We start from the raw sequence: 21,033 nt of genomic DNA, 5'->3' as shown, positions 1-21,033 counted from the left end.
GACGACGCACCGGGCCGGACGTCACACGCTCGAGTACGCCACCACCCCGCGCCGCAGCGCCTCCACCGCCTGCCCCGCCGTCGCCCGCAACGCCCCCGTGGGCGCCGCCTGCGACACCTGGTCCAGGACGTCGATGACCTGCTTGCACCAGCGCACGAAGTCACCGGCCGCGAGCTCGGTGCCCTGCAGCACCGCGTCCAGCCGGCGCCCGTTCGCCCACCGGTGGATCGGGGCCACCAGCCCGAGCTCGAGCTCGCTCGTCGCCTCGACACGGTGCGCCGTCTCGAGGTCGTCGAGCTCCGACCACACCCGCGTCGTCGCCTCCAACGCCTTCGCCAGCCGGCCCTGCGGTCCGCCCGGCACGTACGGCTCGGCGTCGTCGCGCCGCCCCCCGTACACGACCGCCGAGACGACCGCCGCCAGCCCTGCCGCGTCCAGACCGTCCCACGCGTGCCGACGCAGGCACTCCGCGAGCAGCAGGTCGTTCTCCGCGTAGAGGCGCCGCAGCCAGCGGCCGTCCTGCGTGACCCGCAGGCCGCCGTCGTCCGTCGGCGCCAGGTACTTCAGGGTGCGCAGCACGTCGCAGGTGCGGTCGAACACCTTCGCGATCGAACCCGTCCGCGACTCGATGCGCCGCACCAGCGCACGGTGCTCGCCCGCGAGCCGCTCGTACCGCTCACCCCAGCGGGCGTGGTCCTCGCGGTCCGGGCAGCCGTGGCACGGGTGCGCCCTGAGCGCGCTGCGCAGGCGTGCGAGCTCGGCGTCGTCCGCCGCCGTGGACCGGCGCTCGCGGGCGCCGCGCGCCCCCGCCCGCCCCTGGGTGAGCGCGGCACGCATCGACGACTGCAGGTCGCGGCGCTGCTGCGGGTTGCGCGCGTTGAAGCCCTTGGGGACGCGCACCTGCCCGACGACCTGCACGCCCGCGGCCGCGTCGGCGACCGTGAGCCGCTTGACGCGCCCCTCGGACGTCAGGACGGTCGGCGTCGGACCCTCGAACCCGGCGGTGGCCTGGCCCTGCGCGACGACGACGACGTGCCCGGCACGGCGTCCCGACGGCACCTCGACGAGGTCGCCGGGGCGCAGCCGCTCGAGCTGGTTCGACACCTCGGCGCGGCGCCGCTGCGACGCGGCGCGCGACAGGTCCGTCTCGCGGGCCGACAGCGCGCGGCGCAGCCCCAGGTACTCGGCGAAGTCACCGCGGTCGCACGACATGGCCTTCGCGTAGCCGTCGAGGGCCTCCGCGTGCGCCTGCGCCTGCTTGGCGAGCCCGACGACGCCCCGGTCCGCCTGGAACTGTGCGAACGACGTCTCAAGGACCTCGCGCGCCCGCTCGCGCCCCACCTGCGCGACGAGGTTGACCGCCATGTTGTACGTCGGCCGGAAGCTGGACCGCAGCGGGTACAGGCGCTTGGATGCGAGGCCCGCGAGGGCGATCGGGTCGAGGCCCGGGTGGTCCACGACGGTCGCGTGCCCCTCGACGTCGATGCCGCGACGGCCCGCCCGCCCGGTGAGCTGGGTGTACTCCCCCGGCGTGACGTCGACGTGCGCGGTGCCGTCCCACTTGACGAGCTTCTCCAGCACGACGGTGCGCGCCGGCATGTTGATGCCGAGCGCGAGGGTCTCGGTCGCGAAGACGACCTTCACCAGGCCCCGGCTGAACAGCTCCTCGACGGTCTCCTTGAACAGCGGCAGCATGCCCGCGTGGTGCGCCGCGACCCCACGGGCGAGCGACTCGACCCACGTCCAGTAGCCGAGGACGTCGAGGTCCTCGCTCGGGATGGTGGCGCACCGCTCCTCGACGACAGCCCGGATCTCGGACTCCTCCGCAGGGCTCGTGAGCCGCAGGCCGGCCGCGAGGCACTGCTGCACGGCCCCCTCGCAGCCCGCGCGCGAGAAGATGAAGTAGATCGCGGGGAGCAGGGCGTCGGCGTCCAGGGTCTCCACGACCTCCCACCGCGGCGCACCCCGGCGCACGCCCGGCGGCGGACCGCCTCGGTGCTGGCCGCCGCCACGCTCCGGCCCCTTGCGGCGCCCGCGGCCGGGGCGCCCGGGCGCCCCCTGCGACCCGCGCGGGGCCGAGCGCATCGCGGCCATCAGCTCGGGGCTGATCGGCGGGTTCGTGCCCGGGTCCGTCGGGTCGACCGACCCGGCGTACAGGTCGACCAGGCGCGGGCCCGCCGGGCGCGACCCGTCGGCCTCCCGTGCCGACCGCCCGAGCACGACGTGCTGCCACAGCGGCACGGGCCGGTGCTCGCTGACCACCACCGCGGTGTCGCCGCGGACCATCTCGAGCCAGTCGCCGAACTCCTCCGCGTTCGACACGGTCGCGGACAACGACACGAGCTGCACGTCGTCGGGCAGGTGGATGATGACCTCCTCCCACACCGGTCCACGGAACCGGTCGGCGAGGTAGTGGACCTCGTCCATGACGACGAACGCGAGCCCGTCGAGCGTCTTCGACCCCGCGTACAGCATGTTGCGCAGCACCTCGGTGGTCATCACGACCACGGGCGCCTCACCGTTGACCGTGGTGTCTCCCGTGAGGAGCCCGACCGAGTCGGGGCCGTAGCGGCGCACCAGGTCGGCGTACTTCTGGTTCGACAGCGCCTTGATGGGGGTCGTGTAGAACGCCTTGCGGCCCGCCTGGACGGCCAGGTGGACGGCGAACTCCCCCACGACGGTCTTGCCGGCGCCGGTGGGCGCGGCCACGAGCACGCCGCGGCCCTCCTCGAGGGCGCGGCACCCGTCCACCTGGAACGGGTCGAGGTCGAAACCGAGGAGCTCGCGGAACCGTGCGAGCTCCGAGCCGGCGTCGCGTGCGCGCTCGCGGGAGGCGGCGTACCGCTCGGCGGGAGACCGCTCCGCCTCGTGACCAGTACCGGCGTCCGTGCTGTGACCCGCGTGCATGCCGCCAGCCTATGCGGTGCCGCCGACGACCGGGCCACGGCGAGGGCGTCGTCAGGCTGACGTCAGGAGAGGACGCGCAGCGCCCCGGGCTCGACCCGGACCTCGAGCGGCAGGGTGCCGACGGCCTCGCCGTCGGCGAACGCGGGCGGCGGCTGCGCGCCGTCGGACGTGGCCTCGACCCGCACGACCGTCGCGGGCGCCACGGTCACGGCGGGGTGGGCCACGTGCCGCCCCGCGTACGTCAGCGGGAAGACCCGGGCGGCGGCCGCACGGCTGAGCGGACCGGCCAGGACCACGTCCAGCAGGCCGTCGTCGACGCGTGCGTCGGGGGCGATGCGGATGCCTCCGCCGATCGCCGGACCGTTGGCGACCGCGACGAGCGTGCCGGGCGACTCCCAGACGGTGCCGTCGGAGGTGACGCGGTAGCCGAAGGGGACGAACCGGCGCAGCTCCGCGAGGGCCGCCACGGCGTACTTCGCGCGACCCCGCGGGCGGCGCATGCCGTTGGCTCGTGCGTTGACGGCGGCGTCGAGGCCCGCGGACAGCACCCCGCAGAACCAGCGTTCGGTGCCACCCTCGACGTGGCCACCCTCGAGCGCCCGCACCCGCGCGGCGTCGACCGTCCGCCCGCCCAGCTCGAGGGTGCGCAGGATCGTGGCGACGGCGCCGTCCGGGTCGCGGACCGGCAGACCGAGCGCGCGGGCGAAGTCGTTGCCGGACCCCGCGGCGACGATCCCGAGCGGCGTCGACGTGCCGGCGACCGCGTTCACCCCGAGGTGGACCATCCCGTCACCGCCCACGACGACGAGCCCGTCGAGGTCGCCGTGCTCGCCCGCGACGGCGGCTCGCGCGCGGGCGAGCGAGTCGGCGAACGTCGCGCCGGAGAGCTCCACGACCTCGACGCCCCGCTCGCGCAGCCGGGCGTGCACGCGCGCACCCACCCGGTCGGCGCGCCCGCGGTCCGCCGTCGGGTTGACGACGACGCCGAGACGCGTCACGCGGCGAGCCGTTCGGCCTGCGCGCGGTCCGCCCGACGGTCGCGCAGCGCCGCGACGCCGACCGCAGCGAAGTACAGGACGCACATGGGGATCGCGACGAGGATCATCGTGAACGCGTCGGGCGTCGGGGTCATCACGGCGGCGAACAGGAAGATCACGAAGACAGCCCACCGCCAGCCGGCCAGCCAGGTGCGCGCCCGGACGAGCCCGAGATAGCTCAACGCCACCATCAGCACGGGCAGGACGAAGGCCAGGCCGAACGCGAGGATCAGGCGCATCACGAAGCTGAGGTAGGTCTGCGCGTCGACGATGTTGCTCGCGCCCGTGGGCACGAAGTCGGTCAGGAGCGTGACCGCGCGCGGCAGCAGGAGCCACGCCAGGTAGGCGCCCGCGGCGAACAGCGGCACGGCCGCGGCGAGGAACCCGACGGCGTGCCGGCGCTCCTTGCGCGTCAGGCCAGGGGTGACGAACGCCCAGAGCTGGTAGAGCCACCACGGGCTGCTGAGCAGCACGCCGAGGAAGAGCGACACCTTGATCTGCATGTCGAGGGCACCGGCCAGGGCGGTGAAGTTCAGCCGGACGTCCTTGCCGGCGACGGCGGCCGCGTCCAGCAGCGGGCGTTGCAGCGCCTCGAAGACCGGCTCGAAGCAGAACCAACCCGCGACCGCCCCCACGACGATGCCGAGCACCGCGAGCACGACCCGCTTGCGCAGCTCGCGCAGGTGGGCGAGGAGGGGCATCCGCCCTTCGGGGTTGGTCTGGCGCGAGGTACGCGCCACCGTCAGCTCGGCGACGTGGTGCCGGTGCCCGGCGTCTGCGGCGCCGACGTCGGGGGCTGCGCACCCGCGTCGGGCATGCCGGCCGTGGGTGCACCGGTCGCGGGCGCGGTACCCGGGACGGGCTGCGCCGGGTCGGTGATGACGGTCGGCGGTGCCTGGTACACCATGCCGGGCAGGACCGGCGAGGCCGGGGCGGCGCTCGCGGTCGTGGCCGGCGGGGCGACCGGCGCCTCGCCGGGCTTGTCGTCCGTGAGGTCCTTGACCTCGGCCTTGAAGATCTTCAACGACTGGCCGACGCTCTTGGCCAGGTCGGGCAGGCGGCGCGCGCCGAAGAGCAGCAGCACGACGAGCAGCAGCACGACGTAGTGGATCGGCTTCATGGTGCCAGGACTCCTGAGATCGCTGAGGAACGTTCCGTCAGTCTAGTCGCGGGCGTGCACACGGTTGAACGCAGCCCACCGACGGTAGGTCGCCTCGTGCGACGTGCGGCGCTCGTACCGGCGGACCAGCCGCTCGACGCGCAGGCGGGCGACCTCCGCCCGCAGGTCGGCGAGGTCGTCGTCGAGCTGGGGCACGATGTCCGGCCGCTCCGCGCGCGCCGCCTGCGCCGCGCGCAGCGCCGCGTCGAACCGGTCGAGCACGACGGACGCCTCCCCCAGCGCCCGCAGCAGCGCCGTCCCGGACCGCCACAGCCGGAGCAGCACGAGCGCCAGGACGACGACGGCGCCGACGCCCAGCACCCACCACAGGACGGTGAACACGGCGGTCTCCTTCGGGTCGGGGGGCGCTGTCCGGACGGTGCGACGCTCGCGGTCAGGCGCCGGCGCCGCCGGACGCCGGGTCGGCGTCGGGCGTCAGGCGAGCGTACGCGGCCAGCGCGGCGCGCGCCGACTCCGCCGCGTCGACGGCCGCCCAAGCGGGTTCCACGTGCCGCACGTGCCCCGCGACCTGGAGGAGCAGGTGCCGCAGCCACACGGTGTCCGCGACCCGCAGGACCACCTCGAACGTCCCGTCGTCGAGGTTGCGCACCGAGTCCACGGGGACCTCCTCGGCGACGCGGCGCGCGGGCGCGTCCAGCACGAGGCGCACGAGCTCGCCCGACGGGTCGGGCACGAAGTCCACGACGTCCCGCACCGCGCGGTGCGTCGCCACCGGGACGTCCACGACCTCGGCCTCCAGCACGCGATCCAGGCGGAACGTGCGCTGGTCCTGCGCCCGGTAGCACCACGCGAGCAGGTAGGTGTGCTCGTCCTGGGTGACGAGCCGCAGCGGGTCGACCTCGCGCTGCGTCGCGACGTCCGACGCGGTGACGTACCGGATCCGCAGCCGCCGGCCGCGGGCCAGGGCGTCACGCACCGTGGCGAGGACCTGCGGGGCGCCGTCGAGGGTGAGCTCGACGTCGACCGCGGCCGCGGCCTCGCCCGTCGCGTCGGTGAGCTTGGCGAGGACCGCGTCGAGCGCCCGGGCGGACACGTCCCCCGAGACCGCGACCGTCGCCCGCATCGCGCGCAGCGCCGCGAGCAGCGCGACCGCCTCCCGCGTACCGAGGCGCAGGGGCCGCGTCATGCCGCGCGCCTCCGTGAGCCGCACGACCCCGCGCTCGAGGGACGCGGCGTCGAAGTCGATGAGGTCGTCCGGCCAGTACCCCGGCGTGCCCGACACCCACAGGGCGTCGACGTCCTCGAGCACCTGCTGCGGGGTGACGCCGAACCGGGTCGCGAGGTCGTCCACGGTGACCGCTCCCGCCGCGTCGAGGAACGCCACGATGCCCAGCAAGCGCACCAGGCGCTCGTCCGCGCGCTCAGCCATCGGTCCCCTCCGTCGCGTCCGAACCAGCCGCCGCCCCACCGTCCAGCGCGGCCGCCTCCTGCAACCTCGCCACCACCGCTGCACGCAGGTCGGGCGGCCCGAGCACCACCACCACGTCCCCGTACCCGGCGAGCTCGTCCGCGAGGGCGGCGCGCGACGTGAACGGCACGACCACCAGGTCGCGCCGCCCGTCGAGGTCCGTGCCGCGCGGCGAGACCGCTCGCGCGCGCACGGCCCCGGCGCGCTCCGGCACGACCGCGAGACGCGCCTCCCGCACCTCGCCCGACCGTCCCGAGAGCGCCGCGTCGACGTCGACGTGCTCGGGCGGCACGAACGCGCCCGGCGTCCCCGTCACCCGCACCGTGCCCTCGACCCGGCTGAGACGGTACGACCGCGGCGCACCCCGGTCGCGGTCGCGCCCGATGAGGTACCAGCCGCCGCGTCGCGCGGCCAGGCGCCACGGCTCGACCTCCCGCTCGCGCACCTCGCCCGTGTTCGCCGCCCGGTACGTGAACCGCACCACGCGGCGCCCCTGGATCGCGTCCAGCAGCGGGACGAACGCGCGCCCCGCGGCCCGCACCCGCGGCGAGAGGCCCGCCACGGCGTCCGTGCCCGCCTCTCCCGAACCCGGCGACCCGCGACCCGCCGCGCGGATCTTCGTGAGCGCCCGCGCCGTGTCCACCCGCAGCGCCTTGTCCTGCCAGAACTGCGCCGCGAGAGCCAGCACACCGAGCTCCGCGGGCGTGAGGTCCAACGGCTCGAGCGTGTACGCGTCGAGGTCGATCCGGTAGCCCACGTCGTCCGAGTGACCGCCCGCGTCCACGGTCACCACCGGCACCCCGAGGTCGCGCAGCGTGTCCTTGTCGCGCTCGAACATCCGCTCGAACGCGTCGGCGGACGGGGCGTCCCCGTACCCGGACACGCCCGAGCGCACCTGCTGCTTGCTCATGGACGTCGGCGTGTTCACGAGCGCGATCACCAGGTTGAGGAGGCGTTCCGCGGGAGGGGTCTGCGAGGGCATCGGCACCACGCTATCGGGCGGTAGCGTGTCGCACGTGATCCAGTGGCGTTCCGGCACGGTGGTGTCGCACGGTCGAGCCTGGCCCGGGTGCCAGGAGCTGGTCGTCGACGTCCCCCCGGACACGGACGACAGGGCCGGCACCACCCTTTCCACGCAGGCACCCGTCAGGGCGCTCGCGTACACCGACGTGGTCGGCACGCCCCGGCCCGGCGACCGGGTGCTCCTCAACACCGGCGCTCTCTCTCGCGGCCTCGGGACGGGCGGGTACGCCCTCGTCGTCGCCGTCCCCGACGCGCTCCCCGCCGACGCGCCCCCCGCGCCCGGCCACCTCGTCAAGGCCCGGTACACCCCCCTGCAGACCCTCGTCCTGGGCGTCGACGAGCAGGAGTCCGCCCACCACACCATGCTGCGCGACGCCGACGACCTCGCCGCGCTGCCGGTCGTCGTGGCCGACCTGCACTCCGCCCTGCCCGCCGTCGTCGCCGGCGCACGGCACGCCGCCGCCCGCGCCGGACGGCCCCAGCCCCGCGTCGCCTACGTCATGACGGACGGCGGCGCGCTGCCCGCCGCGTTCTCCCGGACCGTCGCGACCCTGCGCGAGCGCGGGTGGCTCGAGGCGTGCATCACCGTCGGGCAGGCGTTCGGCGGCGACCTCGAGGCCGTCACGACCCACACGGGGCTCCTCGCCGCCCACCACGTCGTCGGGGCCGACCTCGTCGTGGTCGCCCAGGGGCCGGGGAACCTCGGCACCGGCACCCGGTGGGGCTTCTCGGGCGTCAGCGCCGGCGAGGCCGTGAACGCCGCCGCGACGCTCGGTGGACGCCCCGTCGCGTCGTTGCGGGTGTCGGGCGCCGACGAGCGGGAGCGTCACCGCGGCGTCTCGCACCACTCCCTGACCGCGTACGGGCGCGTGGCGCTCGCCCCCGCGGACGTCCCCGTGCCGGTCCCCGACGACGTCGTCGGCACGCTCCCCGGCTGGCCCGACGACCTGACCCGCACCGTGCACGAGCAGGTGACGGCGCTCGCGGACGCGGGTCACCGAATCGTCGGGGTGCCGGCGGACGCCGCGCTCGCCGCCGCCCTCGAGGACGTCCCGGTGCGCCTGTCGACCATGGGGCGCGGCTTCGGGCAGGACCCGGCGTCGTTCGTGGCGGCCGCCGTCGCGGGTCTGCACGCGGAGGCCCTGCGCGCCGTGTGACCCACGTCACGCGCCCGGTCTCGGAAATGCACCGGGTGCACTCTTGCACGGGGTGCAAGATATTCCGGTGACCGCCACCACCCCGCCGTCCGTCGCGGACGCCACCGACCCCGCACCCGGGGTCCGCGCGCGCAAGAAGAGCGCGACCCGGGACGCCCTGTGCACGGCCGCCCGCCGCCTCGTGCGCGCCCACGGCCTCGACGCGGTCACCGTCGAGCAGGTGTGCGACGAGGCGGGCGTGGCCCGCCGCACCTTCTTCAACTACTTCGAGAAGAAGGAGGACGCCGCCCTCGGCTGGACCGGCACCCTCGCCCCGCCCGAGGCGCTCGCGGCGTTCGCGGCAGGCGTCCCGCACGGCAACCTCCCCGACGACCTCGCCGCCCTCGTCCACGCGATCCTCGTCACGGCCGAGTTCGAGCCCGGCAGCGCCGTGGAGAAGATGGAGCTCGTCGAGCAGGAGCCCAAGCTCCTCGCCCGTCAGATGTGGTGGTTCGAGCGAGAGCTCGACGGCCTGCGCGACGCCGCGCAGGAACGCCGCACGGCCGACGTCCACCTCGACCCCGACACCGTCGCCTTCGCGGCGATGACCTTGCTGCGCACGACCGCGCGCCTGTGGGAGCACGACCCCCACGGGCCCGTCGTCGAGCACCTGCCCGCCGCCCGCGTCCAGCTCCACCAGCTGTTCGCCCGCGCCTGACGGCCCACCTCGACCCCGACACCACCGAAGGACTCCCCATGCCCTCGAGCACCACCCCCGACGCGACCGCGTCGGGCAGCGCGACGGACAAGCCCGCCGGGCCCGTCGTCGTCCTCAACCAGCGCACGATCTGGGTGATCTTCTCCGCGCTCATCGCCGGGATGTTCCTGTCGTCCCTCGACCAGATGATCGTCTCGACCGCCATGCCGACGATCGTCGGCGAGCTCCACGGCGTCGAGCACCAGGCGTGGCTCGCTACGTCGTACCTGCTCGCCATGTCGATCGTCATGCCCCTGTACGGCAAGTTCGGTGACGTGTGGGGCCGCCGCTGGCTGTTCCTCATCGCGATCGGCGTGTTCACCGTCGCGTCGGCCGGCGCCGGGATGTCGACGTCCTTCGGCGAGCTCGTGTTCTTCCGCGGCCTGCAGGGCGTCGGCGGCGGCGGGCTGGCGATCCTCGCCATGGCGATCATCGCGGACATCGTGCCCGCCAAGGACCGCGGCAAGTACATGGGCCCGATGGGCGGCATCTTCGGTCTCGCAGCCGTCGCCGGCCCGCTGCTGGGCGGCTGGTTCACCGAGGGCCCCGGCTGGCGCTGGTGCTTCTGGATCAACGTCCCGATCGGGATCGTCGCGTTCGCCGTCGCGTTCAAGGCGCTGCGCCTGCCCTCGCACCACGCGAAGAAGCCCGTGGACTGGCTCGGCACCGTCACCATGGCCCTGGCGACCACGGGCATCATCGTGGCGGCCTCGTGGCCCAGCCTGTCGAGCACGAGCGGCTACGACTGGGGATCGCCGGGCCTGCTCGGCACCGTCGTCGCGACGCTCGTCCTGGCCGTGGTGTTCGTCCTGGTCGAGCTGCGCGCCGAGGACCCGATCCTCCCCCTGCGCCTGTTCAAGAACAGCACCTTCACGCTGACGACGGCCATCGGCTTCGTCATCGGCGCCGGCATGTTCGCGGCCATCCAGTTCCTGCCGACCTACCTGCAGATCGTCAAGGGCGAGGGCGTCACGGCGTCCGGACTGCTGCTCATCCCGATGATGGTCGGCATGATGGGTGCCGCGATCGTCTCCGGCGCCCTCATCTCCAAGCGGGGCAAGTACCGCGCGTACCCGATCGTGGGCCTCGCGGTCGCGTCCGCGGACCTGGCGTGGCTCACCACGCTCGCCGTCGACACCACCCTGTTCGTGTTCGGCGCCATGATCTTCGTGTTCGGCCTCGGCATCGGCCTGGTCATGCAGAACATCATCCTGGCAGTGCAGAACTCGGTGGACCCCCGCGAGATCGGCGTCGCGACGAGCGCGAACTCGTACTTCCGGGAGATCGGCGCGACCCTCGGCATCGCCGTGGTGGGCACGATCTTCACGTCCCGGCTCACCGAGCGTCTGGGCGACGTGTTCGCCCAGGCCGGCGCCACCGGGCAGACGGGCGGTGCGGACTCCTTGACGCCCGACGTCGTCAAGCAGCTCCCCGAGCCGCTGCACAGCGGGGTGCTCAACGCGTACGTGGACGCCCTCGCTCCCACCTTCTGGTACCTCGTGCCGATCGGGATCCTCGCCCTCGTCATGGCGTTCTTCCTGCCCCAGCTCACGCTGTCCGACACAGCCGGGATGGTGGCGCGCGGCGAGGCACGGGTCGAGGGCGACGACGACCACACGCAGGTCCACCCGCCGGCCGCGACCGGTGGCGTGGCCGCCGAGGTCGCCCCGGCGGCGATCATCGACCACGCCGGACGGGCCGTCGGCTCGGGCGGCTGATCCGGGCCGTCCCGGGACGACGAGGGGCCTTCCGACATCTGTCGCAAGGCCCCTCGTGCCGTCGGTCAGGCGTCGACGGGTTCGTCGGTCGGCTGGTCGGTCGGCTGGTCATCGACGGGGTCCTGCGACCGCGCGGCATGCTGCGGCTGCACCTCGCCCGGCTCCGTGAAGTCGAGCTCGTCCGGCACCTCGGTCTTCTCCAGCGGCTCCACCACTCCGTCGGCCCCGACGGTCGCGTCGTCCGCGACCTGCGCGGGCTCCCCGGGGTCGGCCAGCGACGCCGCCCCCACGGCCGACACCGCGACCCCGAACGTCCAGTCGCCCCGCACCACCAGCGACTCGGCGAGCACCAGCGACGGCGGGCCGGCGGGGAACCGGGCGTCGAACTCCCGCAGCGTCTTGAAGTGTGCCGGGTCGAGATCCACGAAGGGCTCGGGCGTCAGGGCGTGCACCGTCGAGTCGTCCCGCACCTCGTACACGTCCGAACGCAGCAGCAGCAGGTCGTTCGTGGTCTTCACCGGCAGGAACCGGGTGCGGTCCACCTCGACCACCGCGGCGTCGTCGAACAGCTCGATCGCCGCACCCATCGCGGTCTCCACCTGCACCACGGGCGTCGACGACGCGTCCGTCGGGTCGACCGTCTTGTCGTTGCGGATCAGCGGCAGCGGCAGCACGCCGTCGTGCTCGTCGAGCAGCGCCGCCAACCGGTCCAGGTCGAGCCACAGGTTGTTCGTGTTGAAGAACCGGTGCCGCGCGATGTCGCCCGCGGCCTCCTTGTCCTCGTTCGCGACCTGCGCGGTCTCCCGCAGCACCAGGCGCCCGTCCGACGCCCGCACCACCAGGTGACCCCCCTTGCGGTCCGCGGGGGTGCGCTGCGCCACCTCGGCCGCGAACCCCGCCCCCGTGCCCGCGAACCAGCCCGCCATGCGCGGGTCCGGGAACGCCCCCAGGTTGTCCGCATTCGACACCGACGCGTACCGGAACCCCGCGTCCCGCAGCGCGGCGAGCACCCCCGACGCGACCAGCGCGACGTACAGGTCGCCGTGACCCGGCGGGCACCACTCGAGCTCCGGGTCCGCCGCCCACTCCACGGGCGTCAGGTCGTCCGCGCGCAGCTTCGGCTCACGGTTCTGCAGGAAGTCCGCCGGCACGCCCTCGACCGCGAGGTCGGGGTACCGCTCGAGGGCCGCCAGGGTGTCCTCACGCGTCCGGAAGCTGTTCATCAGGACGAGCGGCAGCCGCACGCCGTGGCGCTCGCGGGCCGCGAGGACCTGCCCGGCGATGAGGTCGAGGAACGTGTCGTCGCCCCGCACGGGCAGCAGGGACTTGGCGCGGTCGATGCCCATGGAGGTGCCGAGACCGCCGTTGAGCTTGATGACGGCGGTCGCCGCGAAGGCCTCCTGGGCGACGTCGTCGGGGACGTCCAGCTCGTCACGCACCGGCACGTCCTCGAGGGGCCGGACGTCCGCCTCGGAGATCGTGCCCGCCGCCCCCCGCTCGAGCTCGTGGTACAGGCGGGTGAACGCCTCGATCGCCTGGGTCGGTACGCCGACCTCCGTCATCTTGTCCCGCGCGAGCGCGAGACCGTTGCTCTCCGTCATGTCCCTGATCGTAGGGAAGTCGGGGCACCGTGGCTCACCGTGGCGCGCCGCAGACGGCCCGCGCACCCGCGTGTTCACCCGCCGGGCACCCCCGACGGGGACGTGCGTCCCGGAACCCGCGGACACTCCACCCTGCCCACGGCGGTCACCGGTCGGTAGCGTGGGGCGGGTGACAGACACCCACGCCGCCCCCACCCCGTCGTCGTTCGCCGAGGAGTTCCTCGACGAGCTGCACTTCGAGCTCGGCGTCAGCCGGGAGACCGCTTCACCGACCGACCTGTACGTCGCCCTGGCCCGCGCGGTGCGCCGCCACCTCGTCGAGGGCTGGTTCGACACGCTGTCCACGCAGCTGGGCGGCGACTCGAAGTTCGTCGCCTACCTGTCCGCGGAGTACCTGCTCGGCCGACAGCTCGAGAACGCGCTGCTCGCCACCGGCCTGACCGAGGTGGCCCGCGACGCCCTCGACGGCCTCGGCCTGTCGCTCGACGAGCTCTCCGAGCAGGAGGTCGAACCAGGCCTCGGCAACGGCGGCCTCGGCCGCCTCGCCGCCTGCTTCATCGACTCGCTCGCCACCATGGACGTCCCCGCCGTGGGGTACGGCATCCGGTACGAGTACGGCATCTTCCGTCAGACGTTCGTCGACGGCCGCCAGGTCGAGCAGGCCGACGACTGGTTGGCGCTCGGGTCGCCCTGGGAGATCCCGCACCCCGAGATGGCCGTCACCGTCGGGTTCGGTGGCCACACCGAGGAGCCCGCGGGCACCGGTGAGGGCACGGCCGACGGTGCGCCCGGCCCGGACGCCCGCCAGTGGGTGCCCGGCTGGACCGTCGAGGCCGTCCCGTACAACTACCTCGTGCCCGGGTACGGCACCCGCAACGTCAACACGCTGCGCCTGTGGAGCGCCCGCGCCACCAAGGCGTTCAACCTCGAGATCTTCAACTCCGGCGACTACGAGGCCGCCGTGCGCGGCCAGACGTACGCGGAGAACATCTCCAAGGTCCTCTACCCGGAGGACTCCACCCCGCAGGGCAAGGAGCTGCGCCTCCAGCAGCAGTACTTCTTCGTCGCTGCGTCCCTCGCCGACACCATCGCCCGGGCACTCGGCGACGGCGACCTGCACGCCCTGCCGGACCGCGTCGTCTTCCAGCTCAACGACACCCACCCCGTCATCGCGATCCCCGAGATGATGCGGCTCCTCGTCGACGTCCACGGGCTCGGCTGGGACGAGGCGTGGGACCTGACGCGCCGCAGCTTCAACTACACGTGCCACACCCTGCTGCCCGAGGCCCTCGAGATCTGGTCCGTCGACCTGCTCGGCCGGCTCCTTCCGCGCCACCTCGAGATCATCTACCGCATCAACGAGGAGTTCCTCGCCTCTCTGCGCGACAGCGGCGGCAACGAGCTGCAGGTGCGCCGCATGTCGATCATCCAGGAGCAGCCCGAGCGGGCCGTCCGCATGGCCTACCTCGCCACCGTCGGCTCCACGAAGGTCAACGGCGTCGCCGCCCTGCACTCCCAGCTGCTGCGCGACGCCGTCCTGCACGACTTCTCCGACCTGTGGCCCGAGAAGTTCACCAACGTCACCAACGGCATCACCCCGCGCCGCTTCGTCCGCCTCGCAAACCCCGGCCTGTCCGCCCTGCTCGACGAGACCGTCGGGACCGGCTGGGTCAAGGACCTCGACCAGCTCCGCGGCCTCGAGGCCCACGCCGAGGACCCCGAGTTCCGCCGCGGGTTCCGCGACGTCAAGGCTGCCAACAAGCAGCGGCTCGTCGACCTCCTCGCCACCCGCGACGGCCTGCACCTGCCCACCGACGCCCTCTACGACGTCATGGTCAAGCGCCTGCACGAGTACAAGCGCCAGATGCTCAAGGTCCTGCACGTCGTCACCCTGTACGACCAGGTCCGCAGCGGCGCCCTCGACCCCGCCGACGTCACCCCCCGCGTCGTCGTCTTCGGCGCGAAGGCCGCCCCCGGGTACCGCATGGCGAAGGACATCATCGCGCTCGTCAACGCCGTCGCCGCCACCATCGACGCCGACCCGGCGCTCGCGGGCCGCCTGCAGATCGCGTTCCCGGCGAACTACAACGTGACGCTCGCGGAGAAGCTCATCCCGGCGGCGGACCTGTCGGAGCAGATCTCGCTCGCCGGCAAGGAGGCGTCGGGCACCGGCAACATGAAGTTCGCGCTCAACGGCGCCCTGACCATCGGGACGCTCGACGGCGCGAACGTCGAGATCCGCGACCTCGTCGGCGACGACAACTTCTTCCTGTTCGGGATGACGGAGCCGGAGGCGGAGGCGCTCGGCCAGGCCGGGTACGACCCCGGGTCGTTCTACGAGCAGGACCCGGCGCTCAAGAGCGCGATCGACCTCATCGCCTCGGGGGCGTTCTCGCACGGCGACCCCACGGCGTTCGAGTCCATCGTGTCGGACCTGCTCTGGAAGGACCGGTTCATGGTCCTCGCCGACTACCGCGCCTACCTCGACGCGCAGTCCCGCGTGGAGGCCGCTTACGCGGACCCGGACGCGTGGACCCGGTCCGCGATCCTCAACGTGGCCCGCAGCGGCTTCTTCAGCTCGGACCGGTCGATCCGCGACTACCTGGACCGGATCTGGCACGCCCCCGCCGTGCCCGCCCGGTCGAACGGCCTGCGCGACTGAACCGAGGTGGCGAGACGTAGAGTGGTCCGACAGCCTCTTCACGCACGACTACGACGCGGCGCGCCAGGTCCTGCAACGCGGGACCGGCGCGCTGCTCGTGGTCGCGTTCGCGTCCGCCGCCGCCCAGTTCCCGGCGCTGCTCGGTGAGCGCGGGCTGCTGCCCGTTCCCCGGTACGTCGCGCGGACCGCGCACCTGGCGCGCCGCCACCGCACCCCCAGCCTGTTCCGGCTGCGGTACGACGACCGGCTCCTGCGTGTCGTGGCATGGACCGGCGTGGTGCTCGGCGCGAGCGTCGTCGTCGGGCTCCCCCAGGCCGGCCCGTGGTGGGTCCCCACCCTCGTCCTGCTCGCCTGCTGGGGCGGCTACCTGTCGATCGTGGCCGTCGGGCAGACGTTCTACGGCTTCGGGTGGGAGACCCTGCTCTGCGAGCTGACGTTCCTCGTCGCCTGGTGCGGGTCGGACGACGTCCCCGTGCCGGTCCCGGTCGTCGTGGTGCTCGCCCGGTGGCTCCTGCTGCGCCTCGAGCTCGGCGCCGGGCTCATCAAGCTCCGCAGCGGCGACCCGTCCTGGCGGGACCTCACGGCGATGCAGTACCACCAGGAGACCCAGCCGATGCCCGGGCCGCTGAGCTGGCACGCCCACCACCTGCCGGGGTGGTGGCACCGCACCGAGGTCGCGGGCAGCCACGTCGCCCAGCTCGGCGCGCCCCTGCTGCTGCTCGCCCCGCAGCCTGTGGCGTCCGTCGGCGCCCTGGTGATGCTGGTGACCCAGGTCGCGCTGATCACGACGGGCAACTACGCGTGGCTGAACGCGGCCGCGGTGGTGCTGGCGCTCGCGGTGGTCGACGACGTCACGTGGGCGCGGCTGCTGCCGTGGGTGTCGCCGACGGGCCCGGACGGAGACGGCAGCGGGCCGTCCGGGGCGGTGCACGACGTCCCCGTCGCGTTCGTCGTGGCCGTCGTCGCCGTGACGGTGGTGCTCGTCGCCCGGTCGTGGCCGCCGCTGCGCAACCTCTTCTCGTCGCAGCAGCTCATGAACGCGAGCTTCGGTCGGTGGCGGTTCGTCAACGCGTACGGCGCGTTCGGGTCGATGACGAAGCGACGCTTCGAGGTCGTCGTCGAGGGCCAGGGTGACGCGGGCACCTGGCACGAGTACGTGTTCCGGGGCAAGCCCGGTCCGGTCGGGCGGCGCCCCCGGCAGGTCGCGCCCTACCACCTGCGGCTGGACTGGCTCATGTGGTTCCTCGCCCTGCGCGGGTACGACGACACGTGGTTCGACACGTTCCTCGGCCGGCTGCTCGCCGCCGACCGACCCACGCTGCGCCTGCTCGCGCACGACCCGTTCGACGGCGCCCCTCCGGTCGCGGTGCGGGCGCGGCTCTTCCGCTACCGGTACACGACGCGCGCCGAGCACCGCGCCACCGGGGACTGGTGGACCCGCGAACCGGTCACCGACCTGGTGCCTCCGCTCACGAGGAGGCCGGCGGCCCGCTGAGCGCCTCGGCCCGGCACAACACCCGCCGGCGCTCGCTGACTGCGAACATCGCCCGCCGCACCCGGTTCCGCCGTGCGACGACCGGTCCGGCCGGGCACGGTGGGAGGGAGGCGCGACGCACGCGCCACGGAAGGAGCACCGATGGCCACGTCGAAGCCGTCCTACACCGTTCCCGGCCTGTCCCTCGAGGACGGCGCCAAGGTCGCCGCGATCCTGCAGGAACGACTCAACTCGCTGAACGACCTGGCCCTCACGCTCAAGCACGTGCACTGGAACGTCGTCGGGCCGCACTTCATCGCCGTGCACGAGATGATCGACCCCCAGGTCGACGCCGTGCGCCTCATGGTGGACGCGATCGCCGAGCGCATCGCCACCCTCGGCGTGTCCCCGCAGGGCACCCCCGACGCGATCGTCGCCGGCCGCACCTGGAAGGACTACAGCCTCGGCCGCGCATCGTCCATCGCGCACCTCGGTGCGCTCGACGAGGTCTACCAGGGCGTCATCTCCGACCACCGCAAGGCGGCCAAGGACACCGAGGACCTCGACGACGTGACGAACGACCTCCTGGTCGGGCACCTGCACGACCTCGAGCTGTTCCACTGGTTCGTCCGCGCCCACCTGGAGAACGCCGGCGGCGAGCTGTCGACGTCCGGTGAGGACACCGAGACCGCGGCCGCCGAGGCGGCCGAGGCGCTCGCCGTCACCGAACCCTGACGGCAGGTCGCGCGAACCGGGGCCGGTGGCCCCGCGCCGACGAGGTCAGCCCTCGAACGGCGCGGGGTCGCCGGCCCCGACGCGTACCACCTCGGGGTACCCGGACGAGAAGTCGACGACGGTCGTCGGTTCGGTCCCGCAGTCCCCCGCGTCCACGACGGCGTCGACCTGGTGGTCGAGCTCCTCCTTGATGGTCCAGCCGTCCGTGGGCGGCTCGTCCTGGTCGGGCAGCAGGAGCGTGCTGGACAGCAGCGGCTCGCCGAGCGCCCGGACGATCGCCAGCGCCACCGGGTTGGCGGGGATGCGCACGCCGACCGTCTTCTTCTTCGGGTGGGCGAGCCGTCGCGGCACCTCGGGCGTGGCCTTGAGGATGAACGTGTAGGCACCCGGCGTCGCGGCCCGGATGGCACGGAACGCCGCGTTGTCGATCCGCACGAAGTGGCCGAGCTGCGCGAAGTCGGCACACACGAGCGTGAAGTCGTGCCGCGCGTCGAGGTGGCGCAGGCGGCGGATGCGGTCGGGCCCGGTCCGGCTGCCGAGCTGGCAGCCCAGGGCGTAGCAGGAGTCGGTGGGGTACACGACGAGGTCGTCCTCGCGCAGGAGCGCCGCGACCTGGGCGATCGAACGCGGCTGCGGGTCCGTCGGGTGCACGTCGAAGTAGCGCGCCATGAGAGGGAGCCTAGGGAGGACGCGCCCCTGCGTCCTGGCGGAGCCTTCACGGCGACCGGCACACACGAAACCCTCTGCCTTATCCTTCAATAAGGGCTATGCTTGATGAAGGCTAGATCCCAGACTTCATGACACGCAGGGGGAACTGCAGGATGACGACGCACTCGTGGCCCGCCCTCACGTACGAACGCGTCCCCTGGCACATCGCACCCGAGATCGAGCCCCACCTCGACATCTGGCAGAAGCGGCGCATGGAACGGCCCTACCGCGCCGCCGTCGTCCCCCGCATCGCCGACCTCTCCCCCGCCGCACACCTCAGCCGCGACACCCTCGAGCTCGTCGAACGCACCAGCACCCTCATGCTCACCTTCGACGCCGAGTCCGCCACCCTCCCCGTCGCCATGCCCGCCGTCCTCTTGCGCTCCGAGGCGGCGTCGTCCTCCCAGATCGAGCACCTCACCTCCAGCGCCCGCAACGTCGCCGTGGCCGAGCTCGGGCTGTCCTCGCGGGAGAACGCGCAGGTCGTCGCCGCGAACTCGCGCGCGATGCGGCAGGCACTCGCGCTCGACGACGACCTCGACGCCGCGGCCGTCCTCGCGGTGCACCGCGCGCTGCTCCAGGACAGCGCCCCCGAGATCGCGGGACGGCTGCGCGACCGCGCCGTGTGGATCGGCGCGAGCACCCTCAGCCCGCACGACGCCGACTACGTCGCCCCCCGCGCCGACGCGGTCCCCGCCGCGCTCGACGACCTGTGCGCCTTCGCGCGCCGCGCCGACGTCACCGGCCTGCTGCGTGCCGCCGTCGTGCACGCCCAGTTCGAGACCGTCCACCCGTTCGAGGACGGCAACGGACGCACCGGGCGTGCCCTGATCCACACCGTCCTGCGGTCTGCCGGCCTGGTCACGCACGCCACGGTCCCCGTCTCTGCCGGCCTCCTCGGCAACGTCCAGCGCTACTTCGACGCCCTCACCGCCTACCGCGACGGCCACCTCGACCCCCTCGTCACCGAGGTCGCCCACGGCGCACGGGCCGCCGTCGCGAACGGACGGGCGCTCGCGGCCCAGGTCGTCGAGCTGCGCGACCGCTGGCGCGACACCCTGACCGTGCGGTCGGACTCGACCGCGTGGCGGCTCGTCGACCACCTGTTCACGCAACCGGTGGTGAACGCCGCGCACGTCGCGTCCGCGCTCGGGGTGTCCGACCGCGGTGCGCGCAACGCCGTCGACGCCCTCGAGCACGCCGGCGTGCTCACACCCGTCACCGTGGGGCGGCGCAACCGGGTGTGGCAGGCGCCCGCGATCCTTGCCGCGATGGACGAGTTCGCCGCGCGGGCACAGCGTCGCGGGGTGCCCGGGTGAGCCGTCCCGCGTGACGGGACGCGTCCGACGGCGCACGCTGGTGGTCGGGGAATAGGGCCGCCCGACGGGCGGTTGAACGCGTCGATAGATGCAAACGCATCGATCTTGAGTTCTCCCGAGGAGCGCGGACATGCAGTTCGGAATCTTCACCGTCAGCGACGTCACCACCGACCCGGTCACCGGTCACACCCCCGACGACACCGAGCGCGTCCGCAACATGCTCACCATCGCGAAGCACGCCGACGAGGCCGGGCTCGACGTCTTCGCCACGGGCGAGCACCACAACCCGCCGTTCGTCGCGTCGTCCCCGACGACGATGCTCGGCTACCTCGCCGGCGTGACGAAGAACATCACCCTGTCGACAGCGACCACCCTCATCACCACCAACGACCCCGTCCGGATCGCCGAGGAGTACGCGATGCTCCAGGTGATCAGCGACGGACGCATGGACCTCATGATGGGCCGCGGCAACACCGGGCCGGTGTACCCGTGGTTCGGGCAGGACATCCGCAACGGCATCCAGCTCGCCATCGAGAACTACGCGCTCGTCCGCCGGCTGTGGACCGAGGACGTCGTCGACTGGAAGGGCCGGTTCCGCACCCCCTTGCAGGGCTTCACGTCGACGCCGCGCCCCCTCGACGGCGTCCCCCCGTTCGTGTGGCACGGCTCGATCCGCTCCCCCGAGATCGCCGAGCAGGCCGCCTACTACGGCGACGGGTTCCTCCACAACAACATCTTCTGGCCCATGAGCCACACGAAGCAGATGGTGCGCTTCTACCGGGAGCGCTACGAGCACTACGGCCACGGCACCGCCGACCAGGCGATCGTCGGCCTCGGTGGCCAGTTCTTCGCCCGCAAGGACTCCCAGAAGGCGTGGGACGAGTTCCTCCCCTACTTCAACGAGGCGCCCGTGTACGGCCACGGTCCGTCCATGGAGGACTTCACGCGCGAGACGCCGCTCACCGTCGGCTCGCCCCAGCAGGTCATCGACCGGTACGCGGCCTTCCGCGAGGACGTCGGCGACTACCAGCGCCAGCTGTTCCTCGTCGACCACGCCGGGCTGCCCCTCAAGACGGTCCTGGAGCAGATCGACATCCTCGCCGAGGACATCGTCCCCGTGCTCCGCGCCGAGGCCGACAAGCACCGGCCCGCGCACGTCCCGTCCGACCCGCCCAGCCACGCCCAGCGCGTCGCCGCAGCGCGCGACGCCGGCGTCGAGGGTGCCGCGCACGTCGGCGGCACCGAGGACCGCTGGACCGGGCGTCGCGCCGAGGACGCCGACACCACCGAGGGAACGGATCTCCTCGAGGAGGCGTTGTGACCACCGTCGACACCCATGTGACGATTGACTCGGTCAACCACGGAGGG

17 protein-coding genes are annotated in these 21,033 nt (G+C 73.3%); 8 read left to right on the top strand and 9 right to left on the bottom strand.

Going from position 1 to position 21,033, the window contains the following annotated elements; genetic code table 11:
* Positions 1-21 precede the first annotated feature (21 nt).
* From CLV34_RS13615 to CLV34_RS13585, 7 genes are all read right to left on the bottom strand, one after another.
* Positions 22-2,907, bottom strand: a complete 2,886-nt coding sequence (locus CLV34_RS13615; protein WP_100350863.1) for a DEAD/DEAH box helicase — start codon at positions 2,905-2,907, stop codon at positions 22-24.
* Between the two features lie 62 nt (positions 2,908-2,969).
* Positions 2,970-3,905 carry a diacylglycerol/lipid kinase family protein gene (locus CLV34_RS13610; RefSeq protein WP_100350862.1) on the bottom strand — a complete coding sequence of 312 codons (936 nt, stop codon included), beginning with the start codon at positions 3,903-3,905 and terminating at the stop codon, positions 2,970-2,972.
* Positions 3,902-4,645, bottom strand: coding sequence for a twin-arginine translocase subunit TatC (tatC, locus tag CLV34_RS13605; RefSeq protein WP_100350861.1), 744 nt, complete (start codon positions 4,643-4,645; stop codon positions 3,902-3,904). The genes CLV34_RS13610 and tatC overlap by 4 nt, the downstream gene beginning before the upstream one ends.
* A 41-nt stretch (positions 4,646-4,686) precedes the next feature.
* Complete coding sequence (gene tatA / locus CLV34_RS17080; RefSeq protein WP_100350860.1) at positions 4,687-5,064, bottom strand: Sec-independent protein translocase subunit TatA; 378 nt, start codon at positions 5,062-5,064, stop codon at positions 4,687-4,689.
* 42 nt (positions 5,065-5,106) lie between these two features.
* Positions 5,107-5,445: a hypothetical protein gene (locus CLV34_RS13595; RefSeq protein WP_100350859.1), complete on the bottom strand. Its 339-nt coding sequence runs from the start codon at positions 5,443-5,445 to the stop codon at positions 5,107-5,109.
* Positions 5,446-5,497: 52 nt separating this feature from the next.
* Complete coding sequence (locus tag CLV34_RS13590) at positions 5,498-6,493, bottom strand: helix-turn-helix transcriptional regulator (RefSeq protein WP_100350858.1); 996 nt, start codon at positions 6,491-6,493, stop codon at positions 5,498-5,500.
* Complete coding sequence (locus CLV34_RS13585) at positions 6,486-7,514, bottom strand: helix-turn-helix transcriptional regulator (RefSeq protein WP_100351012.1); 1,029 nt, start codon at positions 7,512-7,514, stop codon at positions 6,486-6,488. Before CLV34_RS13585 ends, CLV34_RS13590 begins: the two co-directional genes overlap by 8 nt.
* Before the next feature lie 34 nt (positions 7,515-7,548).
* Here CLV34_RS13585 and CLV34_RS13580 point away from each other — a divergent pair, with 34 nt between their 5' ends.
* From CLV34_RS13580 to CLV34_RS13570, 3 genes are all read left to right on the top strand, one after another.
* Entirely contained in the window at positions 7,549-8,712 is a 1,164-nt protein-coding gene (locus CLV34_RS13580; protein ID WP_100351011.1) for a DUF3866 family protein, read from the top strand.
* A 67-nt stretch (positions 8,713-8,779) separates the two neighbouring features.
* Positions 8,780-9,409, top strand: coding sequence for a TetR/AcrR family transcriptional regulator (locus CLV34_RS13575; RefSeq protein ID WP_157803859.1), 630 nt, complete (start codon positions 8,780-8,782; stop codon positions 9,407-9,409).
* A gap of 38 nt (positions 9,410-9,447) precedes the next feature.
* Positions 9,448-11,166: an MDR family MFS transporter gene (locus tag CLV34_RS13570; RefSeq protein ID WP_100350856.1), complete on the top strand. Its 1,719-nt coding sequence runs from the start codon at positions 9,448-9,450 to the stop codon at positions 11,164-11,166.
* Positions 11,167-11,231: 65 nt separating this feature from the next.
* On the opposite strand, the gene CLV34_RS13565 is transcribed toward CLV34_RS13570, so the two are convergent.
* Positions 11,232-12,767 carry a UTP--glucose-1-phosphate uridylyltransferase gene (locus tag CLV34_RS13565; protein ID WP_100350855.1) on the bottom strand — a complete coding sequence of 512 codons (1,536 nt, stop codon included), beginning with the start codon at positions 12,765-12,767 and terminating at the stop codon, positions 11,232-11,234.
* A gap of 160 nt (positions 12,768-12,927) precedes the next feature.
* On the opposite strand from CLV34_RS13565, the gene CLV34_RS13560 reads away from it, so the two are divergent.
* The 3 genes from CLV34_RS13560 (at position 12,928) to CLV34_RS13550 (ending at position 17,638) form a co-directional block, all read left to right on the top strand.
* Positions 12,928-15,429, top strand: a complete 2,502-nt coding sequence (locus CLV34_RS13560) for a glycogen/starch/alpha-glucan phosphorylase (RefSeq protein ID WP_157803858.1) — start codon at positions 12,928-12,930, stop codon at positions 15,427-15,429.
* Positions 15,430-15,526: 97 nt separating this feature from the next.
* Positions 15,527-16,924, top strand: a complete 1,398-nt coding sequence (locus tag CLV34_RS13555) for a lipase maturation factor family protein (RefSeq protein ID WP_245859234.1) — start codon at positions 15,527-15,529, stop codon at positions 16,922-16,924.
* A 141-nt stretch (positions 16,925-17,065) separates the two neighbouring features.
* Positions 17,066-17,638 (top strand): Dps family protein, encoded by a 573-nt coding sequence (locus tag CLV34_RS13550; protein WP_100350852.1) that lies wholly within the window; start codon positions 17,066-17,068, stop codon positions 17,636-17,638.
* 45 nt (positions 17,639-17,683) lie between these two features.
* Here the strand turns inward: CLV34_RS13550 and CLV34_RS13545 are convergent, their stop codons facing one another.
* Positions 17,684-18,307 (bottom strand): L-threonylcarbamoyladenylate synthase, encoded by a 624-nt coding sequence (locus CLV34_RS13545; protein ID WP_100350851.1) that lies wholly within the window; start codon positions 18,305-18,307, stop codon positions 17,684-17,686.
* 152 nt (positions 18,308-18,459) lie between these two features.
* Here CLV34_RS13545 and CLV34_RS13540 point away from each other — a divergent pair, with 152 nt between their 5' ends.
* Positions 18,460-19,665, top strand: a complete 1,206-nt coding sequence (locus CLV34_RS13540) for a Fic family protein (RefSeq protein ID WP_100350850.1) — start codon at positions 18,460-18,462, stop codon at positions 19,663-19,665.
* 130 nt (positions 19,666-19,795) lie between these two features.
* Positions 19,796-20,986 carry an LLM class flavin-dependent oxidoreductase gene (locus CLV34_RS13535; RefSeq protein ID WP_100350849.1) on the top strand — a complete coding sequence of 397 codons (1,191 nt, stop codon included), beginning with the start codon at positions 19,796-19,798 and terminating at the stop codon, positions 20,984-20,986.
* Positions 20,987-21,033: the final 47 nt, after the last annotated feature.

Source organism: Luteimicrobium subarcticum (genome assembly GCF_002798015.1).
GTDB lineage: Bacteria > Actinomycetota > Actinomycetes > Actinomycetales > Cellulomonadaceae > Luteimicrobium > Luteimicrobium subarcticum.
The sequence above is the reverse complement of the archived record's forward strand: the minus strand, read 5'-3'. Positions and strand labels throughout refer to the sequence as shown.